The organism is Streptomyces coeruleorubidus, from assembly GCF_008705135.1.
Classification (GTDB): domain Bacteria; phylum Actinomycetota; class Actinomycetes; order Streptomycetales; family Streptomycetaceae; genus Streptomyces; species Streptomyces coeruleofuscus.
The window spans coordinates 6,411,804-6,426,085 of record NZ_CP023694.1 but is presented as its reverse complement, the minus strand read 5'-3'; the positions used below and the strand labels follow the sequence as shown (position 1 = coordinate 6,426,085).

General features: G+C 70.3%; 12 protein-coding genes. 8 read left to right on the top strand and 4 right to left on the bottom strand.

What is annotated here, in order from left to right; translation table 11 throughout:
- Nucleotides 1-38: 38 nt before the first annotated feature.
- On the bottom strand, nt 39-1,703 hold the full coding sequence (locus CP976_RS29880) for an MFS transporter (RefSeq protein WP_150483107.1): 1,665 nt from the start codon (nt 1,701-1,703) through the stop codon (nt 39-41).
- A 109-nt stretch (nt 1,704-1,812) separates the two neighbouring features.
- Between CP976_RS29880 and CP976_RS29875 the strand changes: the two genes are divergently transcribed.
- Nucleotides 1,813-2,430: a TetR/AcrR family transcriptional regulator gene (locus tag CP976_RS29875; RefSeq protein ID WP_150483106.1), complete on the top strand. Its 618-nt coding sequence runs from the start codon at nt 1,813-1,815 to the stop codon at nt 2,428-2,430.
- 111 nt (nt 2,431-2,541) lie between these two features.
- Here the strand turns inward: CP976_RS29875 and CP976_RS29870 are convergent, their stop codons facing one another.
- A complete protein-coding gene (locus CP976_RS29870) occupies nt 2,542-3,936 on the bottom strand; it encodes a cation:dicarboxylate symporter family transporter (RefSeq protein ID WP_150483105.1) in 1,395 nt (464 codons plus the stop codon).
- A 177-nt stretch (nt 3,937-4,113) separates the two neighbouring features.
- On the opposite strand from CP976_RS29870, the gene CP976_RS29865 reads away from it, so the two are divergent.
- From CP976_RS29865 to CP976_RS29845, 5 genes are all read left to right on the top strand, one after another.
- The gene (locus CP976_RS29865; RefSeq protein ID WP_150483104.1) at nt 4,114-5,802 is read left to right on the top strand and encodes an ATP-binding protein; all 1,689 of its coding nucleotides are present in this window, start codon (nt 4,114-4,116) and stop codon (nt 5,800-5,802) included.
- On the top strand, nt 5,799-6,497 hold the full coding sequence (locus CP976_RS29860; protein WP_150483103.1) for a response regulator: 699 nt from the start codon (nt 5,799-5,801) through the stop codon (nt 6,495-6,497). The genes CP976_RS29865 and CP976_RS29860 overlap by 4 nt, the downstream gene beginning before the upstream one ends.
- 129 nt (nt 6,498-6,626) lie before the next feature.
- On the top strand, nt 6,627-7,994 hold the full coding sequence (locus CP976_RS29855; RefSeq protein WP_150483102.1) for an extracellular solute-binding protein: 1,368 nt from the start codon (nt 6,627-6,629) through the stop codon (nt 7,992-7,994).
- Nucleotides 7,995-8,010: 16 nt separating this feature from the next.
- Nucleotides 8,011-8,940, top strand: coding sequence for a carbohydrate ABC transporter permease (locus CP976_RS29850; RefSeq protein WP_150483101.1), 930 nt, complete (start codon nt 8,011-8,013; stop codon nt 8,938-8,940).
- A gap of 5 nt (nt 8,941-8,945) precedes the next feature.
- Nucleotides 8,946-9,785, top strand: coding sequence for a carbohydrate ABC transporter permease (locus CP976_RS29845; protein WP_150483100.1), 840 nt, complete (start codon nt 8,946-8,948; stop codon nt 9,783-9,785).
- Nucleotides 9,786-10,125: 340 nt separating this feature from the next.
- On the opposite strand, the gene CP976_RS29830 is transcribed toward CP976_RS29845, so the two are convergent.
- Nucleotides 10,126-11,463, bottom strand: coding sequence for an enolase C-terminal domain-like protein (locus tag CP976_RS29830; RefSeq protein WP_150483098.1), 1,338 nt, complete (start codon nt 11,461-11,463; stop codon nt 10,126-10,128).
- A gap of 44 nt (nt 11,464-11,507) precedes the next feature.
- Nucleotides 11,508-12,845, bottom strand: a complete 1,338-nt coding sequence (locus CP976_RS29825; protein WP_150483097.1) for a gluconate:H+ symporter — start codon at nt 12,843-12,845, stop codon at nt 11,508-11,510.
- Between the two features lie 134 nt (nt 12,846-12,979).
- On the opposite strand from CP976_RS29825, the gene CP976_RS29820 reads away from it, so the two are divergent.
- Both CP976_RS29820 and CP976_RS29815 read left to right on the top strand, forming a co-directional pair.
- Nucleotides 12,980-13,810 carry an IclR family transcriptional regulator gene (locus tag CP976_RS29820; protein ID WP_150483096.1) on the top strand — a complete coding sequence of 277 codons (831 nt, stop codon included), beginning with the start codon at nt 12,980-12,982 and terminating at the stop codon, nt 13,808-13,810.
- Nucleotides 13,800-14,273, top strand: coding sequence for a hypothetical protein (locus CP976_RS29815; RefSeq protein ID WP_150483095.1), 474 nt, complete (start codon nt 13,800-13,802; stop codon nt 14,271-14,273). Before CP976_RS29820 ends, CP976_RS29815 begins: the two co-directional genes overlap by 11 nt.
- The last annotated feature ends 9 nt before the right edge of the window (nt 14,274-14,282 follow it).

Here is a 14,282-nt window from a genome sequence, read left to right as displayed (position 1 = left end):
TCCCTCCGTACGTCAGGCCTCTTCTCGGGGGCGCGGAACTAACCGACGGACTCCAACTCCCTGTCCTCGGCGCCTTCGTCCACGGCCTTCCCCTTACGCGGCAGCAACACGGCCACGACCACCGTACCGACACCGAGGATCACGGCCCCGGCCAGACTGGTGTGCGCGACCGCGTCCGCGAAGGAGGATCCCACCGCGTCGGCCATCTGCCGTGCCCCGTCGGCCAGTTGCCCGGCCTGCGCCCGCAGTTTTTCCGCCTGCTGCGGGTCACTCGTGTGCGCGGCCTGCTCGGCCAGCTGCCGGGCCCGGTCCCCGATGCCCTGTGCCACGGCGTACCCGGCACCGACGGAGTCCTGGGCCGTCTCCAGGGAGGAGCCGGGGAGCCGGCTGCCGGCCGTCGCGTCCGAGAGGTGCCCCGAGTACGACGTCGCCAGCAGCGAGCCGAGGACGGCGATGCCGAGCGAGCCGCCGAGCTCCAGCGACGTGTCGTTCACCGCTCCGCCGACGCCCAGCTCGGACTCCGGGAACGCCCCCATGATCGCGTCCGTGCAGGGCGACAGCGCCAGCCCGATCGCGAGGCCGAGCACGATCAGCGGCGCGACGAAGTCGCCGTACGACGACCCGGAGTCGACCTGGGTGAGCAGCGCGAGGGCCGCCGTACCGCCGACCATGCCGGCCGTGACGGTCCACTTCATGCCGACCCGCGGGGTGAGGTAGCCGGTGAGGGCGGAGCCCACGAACACGGCACCGGCCAGCGGCAGCATGCGCAGGCCCGTATCCAGGGCGTCGTAGCCGAGGACGAACTGGAGGTGCTGGGTCAGGTAGTAGAAGGCACCGAAGACGGCCAGGAAGAACAGGGCGACGGCGAGGTTGGAACCCGCGAAGCCGCGGTCGGTGAAGCGGCGCACGTCGAGGACGGGACGCGGGTGGCGCAGCTCCCAGAGCACGAAGGCCACGAGCGCGACGCCCGCGACGACGGCCGCCGTGACCGCCTTGGCGCCCCAGCCGAAGTGCGGACCCTCGATGATCGTGTAGACGAGCGCGCCGATCCACACCACCGACAGCAGTCCGCCGCCGTAGTCGATGCGCCCGTGGTGACCGGCCTTGGACGGCGGTACGAGGACGAGCGCGCCGACGATGGCCAGGGCGGCGACGGGGACGTTGATGAGGAACGTCGACGACCAGCCGTGGTGCTCCAGCAGCGCCCCGGCGACCAGCGGACCGGCCGCGATGGCGAGTCCGGCCGTGGCGGTCCACAGGGTGATGGCCTTGGCGCGTTCGGCGCGCGGGAAGGTCGCCGCGAGCAGGGACAGCGTGGCAGGCATGATCATCGCGGCGCCGGCACCCATCACGGCACGCGCCGCGATCACCCCGGTGGCGCTGCCGGCGAGGTAGCCGGAGACTGCACCGCCGGCGAACACGACCAGCCCGAGGACGAGCGCACCCCGGCGGCTGTACTTGTCGCCTATCGCGCCGAGCAGCAGCATCAGCGCGGCGTACGGGACGGTGTAGCCGTCGATGACCCACTGGAGGTCGGCGCTGGACAGGCCGAGGTCCTCGGTCATGTCGGGCGCGGCGACGGTGAGGGCGGTGTTCGCCATCACGATGATCAGCAGGCTCAGGCAGAGCACGAGGAGCGCCCACCAGCGCCGGGCGTAGGGGCGGTCCGTCCTCTCGGCCGGTTCGGTCATGACGAGTCGCATGGCAGAGGTCGCCTTCCTCACTGACTTGCACAGAGCTGTGCAATTGCACAACACTGTGCAATGTACGTCGTTGCACAGTGCTGTGCAAATCAATGAGAGAAGGGGCACAATGGCGTCCATGACCACGGGCACCACCAGCCGCGCCGACGCCAACCGGCGCCGCATCCTCGACGTCGCCCTCGGCGAGCTGCTGCGCGACCCCGACGCCTCCATGGACCAGATCGCACGCGCCGCGGGCGTCGTACGGCGGACGGTGTACGGGCACTTCCCGAGCCGCGAGGCGCTGATCAGCACGCTCGTCGACGAAGCGGTTCAGGCCCTGTCGGCCGCGCACGCGGCGGGCCGCGAGGGCGTGCAGGACCCGGCGGAGTCCGTGGCCCGCTCGGTGCTGGCGGTGTGGGAGCTCGCCGACCGCTACCGGCTGCTGATCGCGCTCGCCCAGCGCACGGTCACCATGCAGGGCATCAGGGAGCGGCTCACCCCGGTCCGGGAGGCCGCCACCGGGGTGCTCCGGCGCGGCCTCGACGAGGGCGTCTTCAGCTCACCGCTGCCCGCGCCGGCCCTGGCCTACGTGCACGAGCAGATGCTGGTCGCGCTGATGGAGGCGGTGAACGACGGACTCGTGGCAGCGCGAGAGGCGGGCCGCTGCGCCGCGGTCACGGTGCTGACCGCGGCGGGCGTGCCCGCCTCTGAGGCCACCGAGCTGGTGGCGAAGCTGAACGATTGATCTTGTCTGCGTACGGCTGATCGTACGGATGGTCTTTCTCCGCACACGGACCGGGCGGCTGAGCGACGGGGGGACACTCAGCCGCCCGGAGTCTCGCGGGGCGCGGGGCCGTCAGGCCTTCGCCAGCTCCTTCTCGCCGCCCTGCTCGGGCACCTCGGCGTGGTCCTCGGCCGGACCGCCGTGGCCGTCGTCCAGCAGCGTCTTCTCGTCGAAGGGGATCTGACCGGCGAGGACCTGGTTCACGCGGTCCTTGTCGATCTCCTTCGTCCAGGTGCCGATCAGCACGGTGGCCACGGCGTTGCCGGCGAAGTTGGTCAGGGCACGGGCCTCGCTCATGAAGCGGTCGATGCCGACGATGAGGCCGATGCCGTCCACCAGGGCCGGCTTGTGCGACTGGAGACCACCGGCCAGCGTCGCGAGGCCGGCGCCGGTGACACCGGCGGCGCCCTTGGAGGCGACCAGCAGGAAGAGCAGCAGCGGGATCTGCTCGCCGATCGACATCGGCGTGCCCATCGCGTCGGCGATGAACAGGGACGCCATGGTCATGTAGATCATGGTGCCGTCGAGGTTGAAGGAGTAGCCGGTCGGGACCGTGATGCCGACCACCGGCTTGCTGACGCCCAGGTGCTCCATCTTCGCGATGAGCCGCGGCAGCGCGGACTCGGACGAGGACGTCGACAGGATCAGCAGGAACTCACGGCCCAGGTACTTGAACAGCGTGAGGATGTTCAGGCCGGAGATCACGCGCAGCAGGATGCCGAGCACGATGAAGACGAAGAGGAAGCAGGTGACGTAGAAGCCGAGCATCAGCACGGCGAGGCTCTTGAGCGCGTCCAGGCCGGCGGAGCCGGTGACGGCGGCGATGGCACCGAAGGCACCGATCGGGGCGGCCCACATCACCATGGCGAGGATGCGGAAGACGAGCCGCTGGATGTGCTCGATACCGCGCAGGATCGGCTCGCCGGCCGAGCCCATGCCCTGGAGCGCGAAGCCGGCGAGCAGGGCGATCAGCAGGGTCTGCAGGACCGACTCGTTGGTGAACGCGGAGACGATCGTGGTCGGGATGATGCCCAGCAGGAAGTCGGCGGTGTTCGTGGTGGCCTCGGGGTCGACCTGTGCGTGACCGGCCTCCTTGACCGCGTCGGTCATCGCGAGGCTCGAGCCCGGGTCCAGGATGTTGCCGACGACCAGGCCGATGCTCAGCGCGACCAGCGACATCACCATGAAGTAGCCGAGGGCGATACCGCCGACGGCACCGACCTTGGTGGCCTTACGTACCGAGCCGATGCCCAGCACGATGGTGCAGAAGATGATCGGCGAGATCATCATCTTGATCAGGTTCACGAAGCCGGTCCCGATCGGCTTCAGCTCGACAGCGAAGTCGGGTGCGGCCAGACCCACCGCGATACCGGCGGCGACCGCGATGATCACCGCGATGTAGAGATAGTGCGTGCGGTCCCGCTTGGCTTTTGGTGCGGCAGGTGCCGTATCGGCTGCGCTGGTCACGGCGGCCCTCCTTGACGACGTCGTCGGCATCACCGGCGTGCGGCTCACGTCCGGGGAAAAGGGAGCGGGGCTCCCGGAGATGCGTTATGGGGAATGCCGTGACTATGTCCTGCTGTGTGAGCGCGGTCACCCTTCCGTTCATATAGTTCACAATCAGCCACGAGGCAGACTGACGACATGCGCTTCTCCGTCCCCGGTCCCCGCAGCCTGGCGGGCCAGCTCTTCGCCATGCAGGCCGTCCTGATAGCGGTCGTCGTGGCCGGATACGCGCTGTTCACTTACGCCAGTGACCGCAGTCAGGCCGAAGAGGCGGCGACGCGCCAGGCCAGGGCGGTGGCGCGATCCGTCGCCGACTCCCCTTCGGTGCTTCAGGCGGCCCGCACCTCCGACCCGACCGCCGAGCTCCAGCCGTACGCGCTGAAGGTCATGCGGGACACCGAGGTCGACTTCATAACGATCATGGATCCGCGGGGGATCCGCTGGACGCATCCCGACCCGGACCAGATCGGCCAGCCCTTCCGGGGCCATACCGCGAAGGCCCTGAAGGGCGAGACCTTCGACGAGACCTACACCGGCACGCTCGGCCCCTCGGTCCGCGCTGTCACCCCGATCCAGGACGGCACGGAGATCGTGGGCCTGGTCAGCGCGGGCATCCGGGTCGAGGAGATCACCCAGCGGGTGCAGGACCAGCTCACGGCCCTGCTCGGCGTCGCGGCCGGCGCGCTTGTCCTGGGCGCCGTCGGCACCTACGTCATCAACGCCCGGCTGCGCCGCCACACCCACGGCATGAACGCGGCCCAGCTCAGCCGGATGCACGACTACCACCAGGCCGCCCTGCACGCCGTACGCGAGGGGCTGCTGATGCTGGACGGGCAGTACCGTGTGGCGCTGATCAACGACGGAGGGCGCGAGTTGCTCGGCGTGGCCGGGGACGTGGTGGGCAGGTCGGTGGCGGAGCTGGGGCTGCCGGCCCCGCTGACGGGCGCGCTGCTGGCCTCGGAGCCGCGGGTGGACGAGGTGCATCTGACGGCGTCGCGGGTACTGGTGATCAACACCTCGCCGGTGTCGGGCGGTGAGCGGCGCGGTACGGTCGTCACCCTGCGCGACGTCACCGAACTCCAGTCCCTGATGGGCGAGTTGGACTCCGAGCGGGGCTTCACGCAGGCGCTGCGCTCACAGGCGCACGAGGCGGCGAACCGACTGCACACGGTCGTCTCGCTGATCGAGCTGGGCCGGGCGGAGGAGGCGGTGGAGTTCGCGACGGCCGAGCTGGAGCTGGCGCAGGCGTTGACCGACCAGGTCGTGGCGGCGGTGAGCGAGCCGGTGCTGGCGGCGCTGCTGCTGGGCAAGACGGCCCAGGCGAACGAGCGGGGCGTGGAGCTGATGGTGTCGGAGGACAGCAGCCTGGACGACGGACTGCTGCCGGAGTCCCTCCCGTCGCGGGACCTGGTGACCATCCTGGGCAACCTGATCGACAACGCCGTGGACGCGGCACAGGGCAGCGTGCGGGCGCGGGTGACGGTGGCGGCGTACACCCAGGAGACCGAGGATCCCGAGGCCCTCGATGACGCCCCGGAGCTGGTGCTGAGGGTCTCGGACACCGGCCCGGGCGTGGACCCGGAGCACGCCGAGGCCGTCTTCCAGCGGGGCTTCTCGACCAAGCCGGCGGGTCCGGGCGGCCGGGGGCTGGGGCTGGCCCTGGTACGTCAGGCGGTGCAGCGGCACGAGGGCACGCTGTCGGTGTCGGAGGCCGACGGGGGCGGGGCACAGTTCGAGGTACGCCTGCCGCTGCGGGAGTCGGGGGCGGTGGCCGAGGGCGTGACATCCAGGACCTCGGTGTCCAGAGGCGCTGGAGGCTACGCATGACGAGCGACACCACCCCCGAGAGGGCCATCCGCGTCCTGGTCGTCGAGGACGACCCGGTCGCCGCGGACGCGCACGTGATGTACGTCGGCCGGGTCCCGGGATTCGTCGCCGTGGGCAAGGCGCACACGGGCGCGGAGGCGCGCCGGGCCCTGGAGCGCACGCCCGTCGACCTGCTCCTGCTCGACCTCCACCTGCCGGACGTCCACGGACTGCAACTGGCACGGTCGCTCCGGACGGCCGGACACCACGCGGACGTGATCGCGGTGACGTCGGCGCGCGATCTGGCGGTCGTGCGCGAGGGCGTCTCGCTCGGAGTCGTGCAGTACGTCCTGAAGCCGTTCACCTTCGCGACCCTGCGGGACCGCCTCGTGCGGTACGCCGAGTTCCACGCGGCGGTCGGCGAGGCGAGCGGGCAGGACGAGGTGGACCGGGCGCTGGCGGCCCTGCGCGCCCCGGGCCCGGCAGCCCTGCCGAAGGGGCTGAGCGCACCGACGCTGGAGCGGGTGACGGTGGCCCTGCGCGACAGCGCGGAGGGCCTCACGGCCGCCGGTGTGGCGGAGACCGTGGGCATCTCCCGCATCACGGCCCGCCGTTACCTGGAACACCTGGTGGACGCGGGCCGCGCGGCCCGCCGCCCGCAGTACGGCACGGTGGGACGACCGGAGTTGCATTACCGCTGGGTCACGGGCCAGTGACGGCTCGTCAACTACGGTCGGCCACGATCGAACCGGCGCACACGCATTGACCTGACTAGACCACTCAACTTAGGTTCACCACGCAGCCGTCCCGGCCACAAAGAAGTGCGTCCGTAGGAGGTTCGTGCCGTGCGCCCCACCGCCGCTTTCACACCTCTCCTCGCCCTGGCCCTCGCCGCGACCGCCCTCACCGCCTGCGGTGGCGGTTCCGGCAGCGACCCCGACACCGTGAAGGTCTCCTTCAAACAGTCCACGGACAACTCCATCAAGGTGATGGACACCTATCTCGCGGACATCAAGCAGCAGTTCGAGAAGGCCCACCCCGGCAAGAAGGTCGAGCTCGTCCCGATCAAGGCCCCGGACTCGGAGTACTACACCAAGCTCCAGCAGATGCTCCGCTCCCCCAAGACCGCCCCCGACCTGGTCTACGAGGACACCTTCCTCATCAACTCGGACATCACCAGCGGCTATCTCAAGCCCCTCGACCCCTACCTCGCCAAGTGGCCGGACTGGAACCGGTTCATCGACACGGCGAAGGCGGCGGCCAAGGGCGAGGACGGCAAGACGTACGGCGTCCCCGACGGCACCGACACCCGCGGACTCTGGTTCGACAAGGGCGTCTTCGCCAAGGCCGGCCTCCCCGCCGACTGGCAGCCGAAGACCTGGAAGGACGTCCTGACCGCGGCCCGCACCATCAAGCAGAAGGTCCCCGGCGTCATCCCGCTCAACGTCTACACGGGCAAGCCGGTCGGCGAGGCCGCCACCATGCAGACCTTCGAGATGCTGCTCTACGGCACGAACGACGGCCGCACGGACCCCCTCTACGACAAGGCGAGCAAGAAGTGGATCGCCGGCGGCCAGGGCTTCGAGGACGCCCTCGCCTTCGTCGAGACGGTCTACAAGGAGAAGCTGGGCCCGGACGTCTCCGACGCGCTCGACCCGAACGTCATGACCCGGGTGCGCGGCGAGTGGCTCCCGAAGGGCAGGCTCGGCATCGCCCTCGACGGCTCCTGGCTGCCGCAGGACTGGCTGCCCGGCAGCGGCCACGAGTGGCCCGAGTGGTCGGAGAAGCTCGGCCTCGCCGCCATGCCCACGCAGCACGGCCAGGCGCCCGGCAAGGTGAGCATGTCCGGCGGCTGGACCTGGTCGATCCCGGCCAAGGCCGGCAACCCGGACCTGGCCTTCGAGTTCATCAAGACGATGCAGACCAAGGCCAACGCGCGGAAGTGGTACGTCGCCAACTCCGGCATCGCGGTCCGCGAGGACGTGGCGAAGGACCCCGGGTACGCCACCGCCCAGCCCGGCACCAAGTTCTTCACCGACCTGGTGCGGCACACCCACTACCGCCCCGCCTACCCGGCCTACCCCAAGGTCTCCACGGCCATCCAGGAGGCCATGGAGGGCGTGACGACGGGTGACATGTCGGTGGACGAGGCGACGGGCGGCTACGTGGACGCCCTGAAGGACGCCACGGACAACCAGGTCGTCGAGCGGTAGGCGGCGGTACGCCCGGATGACCACCACGGCACCGCACACCGACCTCGGAAAGACGCCCGGCCCCACGGCTCCCCTCCGCCCCCGGCGGGGCCCGGGCGCGCTGGTCCGGGCCCTCCCCCTCACCCCCGCCGTCGTCCTCCTGCTCCTCTTCCTCGCCGGCCCGATCGCCTACTGCGTCTACATCGCCTTCACGGACCTCCAGCTCACCGGCCAGGCCCAGGACTCGTTCGTCGGCTTCGAGAACTTCACCCGGGCCTTCGGGGACGAGGCGTTCCTGAACGCCGTATGGCTGACCCTGGTGTTCACGGTCCTGTCGTCCCTCATCGGGCAGAACACGCTCGGCCTCGCCCTGGCGGCGCTGATGCGGCGCGCGTCGGAACCGGTCCGCACGCTCACCGGCGGCATCGTGGTGACCGCCTGGGTGCTGCCGGAGGTGGTGGCCGGCTTCCTCCTCTACGCCTTCTTCCGCCGCGAGGGCACCCTGAACGCCCTCCTGGACTGGCTCCACCTGCCCTCCCAGAACTGGCTGTTCACGCTCCCGATCCTGGCGGTGTCCTTCGCCAACGTCTGGAGGGGCACGGCCTTCTCGATGCTGGTCTACTCGGCCGCGCTGAACGAGATCCCCAAGGAGATCACCGAGGCCGCCGAGGTCGACGGGGCCGGCGGCTGGCGCCGCATGTGGCACATCACCCTGCCCATGATCCGCCGCTCCATCGGCACGAACCTGATGCTCAACACCCTCCAGACCCTCTCGGTCTTCGGGCTGATCTGGGTGATGACCAGGGGCGGCCCGGGCGGAAGGAGCCAGACGCTGCCGCTCTTCATGTACGAACAGGCCTTCCAGAACAGCCTGATCGGCTACGGCACGGCGGTGGCCCTGCTCCTCCTTCTGGTCGGCTCCCTCTTCTCCCTCGTCTATCTGCGCCTGCTGCGGACGGAGGTCTGACCCGCATGGCAGTCACACTCGCCTCCCGCCGCACGACCCGCCGCCTGGCGGCGGACGCGGGCCTCCTGGTGGTCGCCGCAGCTTTCGTACTCCCCCTGGCCTGGGTGGTCCTGTCCTCCCTGGACCCCCGCGCCGACCTCCGGGTCAAGGCGCCCGACGGCCTCACCCCGGACAACTTCGACGCGATCCTGACCCCCGAGATCACCTTCACGCCCCTGCTCAACAGCCTCATCCTGTGCGGCAGCGCGACGCTGCTGACGGTGGTCTGCGCGGCCCTGGCGGCCTACCCGCTCTCCCGCTTCCGCTCCCGCTTCAACCGCCCGTTCCTGCTGACGATCCTCTTCGCGACGAGTCTGCCGATCACGGCGATCATGGTCCCGGTCTACGCGCTCTTCGTCCGGGTGGATCTGATCGACACCATGCAGGGCACGATCTTCTTCTTCGCCGCGTCCCAACTGCCGTTCGCCATCTGGCTGACGAAGAACTTCATGGACGGCGTACCGAAGGAACTGGAAGAGGCGGCCTGGACCGACGGGGCGTCGTCCCTCCAGTCCCTGATCCGGATCGTGCTGCCCCTGATGGGCCCGGGCATGGGCGTCGTGACGGTCTTCTCCTTCGTCATGATGTGGGGCAACTTCTTCGTCCCCTTCATGCTCCTGCTGACACCCGACCAGATGCCGGCGTCCGTCAGCATCAACGACTTCTTCGGGAACCGGGGGATGGTGGCGTACGGGCAGCTGGCGGCGTTCTCGATCGTCTACTCGACCCCGGTGATCCTTCTGTACGTCCTGATCGCCCGACGCCTGGGAGGGGGCTTCGCACTGGGCGGGGCGGTGAAGGGCTGACCGGCGTCGGGGCCGGGGCCGGGTGGGTCCGCAGCCCGGCGGAACGGGGTGCCGCTGCGCCCACCCGTGCCGCCCTTAGCGGCACGACTGCCCGCAGCTAGGGCGGCCACGACGCGCCCGCACCCGCGTACGCACGGAAGGGGCCGTGTCGGGGGGTGTCCGCCCGCAGCGGTTGGCGCGTCAACGGACAGTCAGTCGGCGTCCGACCCCATCGCGCCGTTCCGAGGACGGACACCCCCCGACACGGCCCCGACCCACCGCACCCCGGTAGGCGCTACGCGCTGCACCCCCACCGAAGCCGCACAGGCCGCCGCAGGCACCCGGCACCACCGCCGGAGGCTCACCGCACCAGACTCGGCCGCTTGCCGTCGAACTCCCAGCCAGGTACCAGGTACCGCATCGCCACCGCGTCGTCCCGCGCCCCCAGCGCCTTCTCCCGGTACAGCTCGTGCGCCGCCAGCAGCCGGTCCATGTCGAGCTCGACACCCAGCCCCGGCGCGTCCGGGACGGCGATCTCCCCGCCCGCGATGCAGGGCGGCTCCACGGTCAGCCGCTCCAGCCCCTCCTGCCAGATCCAGTGCGTGTCCAGCGCGTTGTACTCCCCCGGCGCCGCGGCCCCGCAGTGCGTCACCATGGCCAAGGAGATGTCGAAGTGGTTGTTGGAGTGACACCCCCAGGTCAGCCCCATCGCGTTGCACAACTGCGCCACCCGCACCGACCCCTGCATCGTCCAGAAGTGCGGGTCGGCCAGCGGAATGGAGACCGACTGGAGAGCCAGCGCATGGGCCATCTGACGCCAGTCGGTCGCGATCATGTTCGTCGCCGTGGGCAGCCCCGTGGCCCGGCGGAACTCCGCGAGGATCTCCCGCCCGGAGTAACCGCCCTCCGCCCCGCAGGGATCCTCGGCGTACGCGAGCGTGCCGACCAACGGCCGGCACAGCTCGACCGCCTCGCGCAGGGACCAGGCGCCGTTCGGGTCCAGGGTGATCCGGGCCTCCGGAAAGCGCCGCTTGAGCGCACGCACGGCCGCGACCTCCTCGGCCCCCTCCAGCACGCCCCCCTTGAGCTTGAAGTCCCGGAACCCGTAGAGGTCGTAGGCCGCCTCCGCCTGCCGCACGATCGCCTCCGGCGACAGCGCCTCCTCGTGCCGCACTCGGTACCACTCCACGGACGAGCCGGGCTCCCGGACGTACTCCAGATCCGTCCGGTCCGGGTCACCGACGTAGAAGAGGTACCCCAGCACCCGCACGGAGTCCCGCTGCTGCCCGTCGCCCAGCAGCGCCGCCACGGGTACGTCCAGATGCTGCCCGAGGAGGTCGAGCAGCGCCGACTCGACCGCGGTCACGGTGTGGACGGTGGTCCGCAGGTCGAAGGTCTGGGCACCCCGCCCCCCGGCGTCCCGGTCGGCGAACCGGTCGCCGATCTCGCGCAGCACCCGCTTGTAGTCCCCCACCTTCGCCCCGACGACCAGCGGCTCGGCGTCCCGCAGCGTCTGCGTGATCTTCTCCCCGCCGGGCACCTCGCCCAGGCCGGTCCGCCCCTCGGAGTCGGTGAGAACGACGACGTTGCGGGTGAAGTACGGGCCGTGCGCGCCGGAGAGGTTCAGCTCCATGCTGTCCCGCCCGGCGACGGGGTAGACGGCGAACGCCGTGACGGTCGGCTGCGGTCGGATGCTCATCGGGTGCCCCTTCTGAAGGCTTCTGAAGGCTGGATCGACATGGTTCAGAGACTGAGGGCGTCGAGGACCCACTCGACCGCCAGGACGCCGCCCAGGCCGAGCACGGCGAGCACCGTCGTATAGGACGTACGGACCTTGATCGCCTCGATGACGGAGAGGTTGAAGTACTCCTTGAACAGCCAGAACCCGGGGTCGTTGACGTGCGAGAAGGCGATGGAGCCGCAGGCGACGGCCAGCACCATGACCTCCGGGTGCACCCCGCTGCCCGCCAGCAGCGGCAGCGCCACGCCGGAGGCCGTGACGACGGCGACCGTGGCCGAGCCGAGCGCGATGCGGAGGATGACGGCGACGAGCCAGGCGAGGACGATCGGCGAGATGGACCAGCCGTCGGTGACGTCCTTGATGTAGTCGGAGATCCCCCCTTCGACGAGGACGTTCTTGAAGGCCCCGCCCGCGCCGATCACCAGCAGGATCATCGCCATCGCCTGGGCCGCCGAGCCGCAGGAGGCGCCGACCTCGCTGAGGCTGCGCCCGATCCGCGGTCCGAACACCCACACCGCCAGGCACAGGGTCAGCAGCAGGGCGATCGGCGCCGAGCCGGCGAAGGCGACGACGTGCAGGAACGGGCCCTCGCCGGAGGCGGCCATGTCGGTCACGGCGGCGGCCACGATCAGCACCACCGGGAACATCGCCACGAACAGCGACCAGCCGAGGCCCGGCATCTCCTCGTCGGTGAACTCGCGTTCGCTGACCAGGCCCTTGGGGATGGCGGGGGTCATCCGCGCGACGAACGGGAGACGCGGCCAGGCCAGGGCGATGAGCGCCCCGGCGGGCACGGCGACGAACAGGCCGTAGAACAGCGTCAGTCCGACGGAGGCGTGGAAGGTCGCGGCGACGGCGGTGGGGCCGGGGTGCGGCGGGAGGAAGCTGTGCATGGTGGACAGGGCGATGGACATCGGCAGGCCGACCCAGAGCAGCTTCGCCCCGGTGACCCTGACCAGAGTGAACGCGATGGGCACGATGATGACGAACGCGACCTCGTAGAACATGGTCACGCCGATCAGCATGGACGTGACCACCATGGCGACCTGGACCCACCGCGGTCCGAAGGCGTCGAGGAGCTTGCCGGCTATCCGCTGCGCGGCGCCCGCGTCCCCCATCACACGGCCGACCATGGCGCCGAGCCCGATGGTCAGCATGGTGTCGCCGATCTGGTCCCCGATGCCCTCGGAGAGGACGTCCGGGATGGTCGCCACGGGAATCCCCTGGACCAGTGCGACCCCGACCGCCACGAGCAGCAGGGCCGCGAAGCCGTTCAGTCTCAGCCTGGTCATGAGGAGGAGCAGGACCAGAACGCTGATCCCGACTACGAGCAGAGGCAAGGCAGTTCCCCTTTGAACCGGTGTCCATCCCTATATGCAGACGGTGTCTACGTATGCAGATGGAGGCTAAGTGGGTGAACGTGCCGGGTCAATGGCCGGGCGATCACGGATTCATGCGGACCTACGATGAGCCCATGCAGGAGAGCAGGGGTGTCCGCGGCGTGAAGTCGGCGGCCCGGACCGTCGCACTGCTGGAACTGCTCGCCGAGCGGGGGGAGCAGCCCTCACGCCTCGACCAGTTGGCGGAGGACCTGGGCGTGCCGCGCAGCAGCATGTACCAGTTGCTCCAGACCCTCGTCGACGCCGGCTGGGTCCGCACGGACGCCACCGGCTCCCTCTACGGCATCGGGATCCGCGCGCTGCTCACCGGCACGAGCTACCTGGACGGGGACCGGCATGTCCGGGTGGTCCGCCCGTACCTCGACGAGGCGTCGGACACGCTCGGCGAGACCCTCCACCTGGCGCGGCTCGACGGCCGGGACGTCGTCTACCTCGCCACCCGCGAGTCCCACGAGTACCTGCGCACCATCAGCCGGGTCGGCCGCCGCGTCCCGGCCCACGCCGGCGCGCTCGGCAAGGCACTCCTCGCGGAACGCTCCGACGACGAACTGCCGTTCACCGACTGGCCGTTGCCCGCGCTCACGGAGAACACCCACACCGGCCGGGCGGCACTCCTCGCCGACCTGGCCCGGGTGCGCGAGCGCGGCTACTCCATCGACCGCGAGGAGACGGTACCCGGCATCACCGGCTTCGGCTTCGCCCTGCGCTACGGCACCCCGGCCGTCGACGCCATCAGCTGCTCGGTCCCGGTGGCCCGCCTGACCCCGGAGCACGAGGCCCGCATCGTCTCCGTGATGCGGGACATCCGAGCGAGAATCGAATCCCGCCTGCCACCGATCCCGGGCGCACCCGACTGGTCACCGCCCCGTCAAGCGGCCAGTAGCCTCAGGCAGCATGGGCATTGAGATCGATGCAGTGGTGGGTTACCCGGTCGACGACGAGGTGGAGCGGGTGCTCGGGTTGGCCGAGGCGGTCGGTGAGCCCGTCACTGTCACGTTCATGTGGGAGGGGCGCGAGGAGGCGGAACGCGCGGTGCTGGTGCCCGCGGCCACCCTGGCGCTCTGGGAGCACTGGGCCCCCACCGCCTACCCGAAGAATGACGCCGGGGACGGCAACGGGGCTGCGGCAGGGGAGCCGGAACTGGCCCACCCGGCGGAATTCGGCGCGTTCACGCTCTTTCGCCGTCGCGCGACAGGGCGCACGGCGGTCGCTCGCAACGGCGTGGTGGTCGCCGAACTCCTGGACCCCGACGAGGCGCACTGGCTCCAGGAGAGGGCCCGCAATGTCCGCCAAAGCTTCATGGACCCAAAGCAGAAGGCGGCGTTCGAGGAGTTCCTCGCCCGGCAGGCATCCCTCGACGAGCAGTGACACGCCGCC

Excerpts from the sequence above, each read along its gene's own strand:
- CP976_RS29880 (WP_150483107.1), bottom strand. The coding sequence starts at position 1,703 with ATGCGACTCGTCATGACCGAACCGGCCGAGAGGACGGACCGCCCCTAC.
- CP976_RS29815 (WP_150483095.1), top strand. The coding sequence starts at position 13,800 with ATGGGCATTGAGATCGATGCAGTGGTGGGTTACCCGGTCGACGACGAG.
- CP976_RS29860 (WP_150483103.1), top strand. The coding sequence starts at position 5,799 with ATGACGAGCGACACCACCCCCGAGAGGGCCATCCGCGTCCTGGTCGTC.
- CP976_RS29845 (WP_150483100.1), top strand. The coding sequence starts at position 8,946 with ATGGCAGTCACACTCGCCTCCCGCCGCACGACCCGCCGCCTGGCGGCG.
- CP976_RS29865 (WP_150483104.1), top strand. The coding sequence starts at position 4,114 with ATGCGCTTCTCCGTCCCCGGTCCCCGCAGCCTGGCGGGCCAGCTCTTC.
- CP976_RS29830 (WP_150483098.1), bottom strand. The coding sequence starts at position 11,463 with ATGAGCATCCGACCGCAGCCGACCGTCACGGCGTTCGCCGTCTACCCC.
- CP976_RS29875 (WP_150483106.1), top strand. The coding sequence starts at position 1,813 with ATGGCGTCCATGACCACGGGCACCACCAGCCGCGCCGACGCCAACCGG.
- CP976_RS29820 (WP_150483096.1), top strand. The coding sequence starts at position 12,980 with ATGCAGGAGAGCAGGGGTGTCCGCGGCGTGAAGTCGGCGGCCCGGACC.
- CP976_RS29850 (WP_150483101.1), top strand. The coding sequence starts at position 8,011 with ATGACCACCACGGCACCGCACACCGACCTCGGAAAGACGCCCGGCCCC.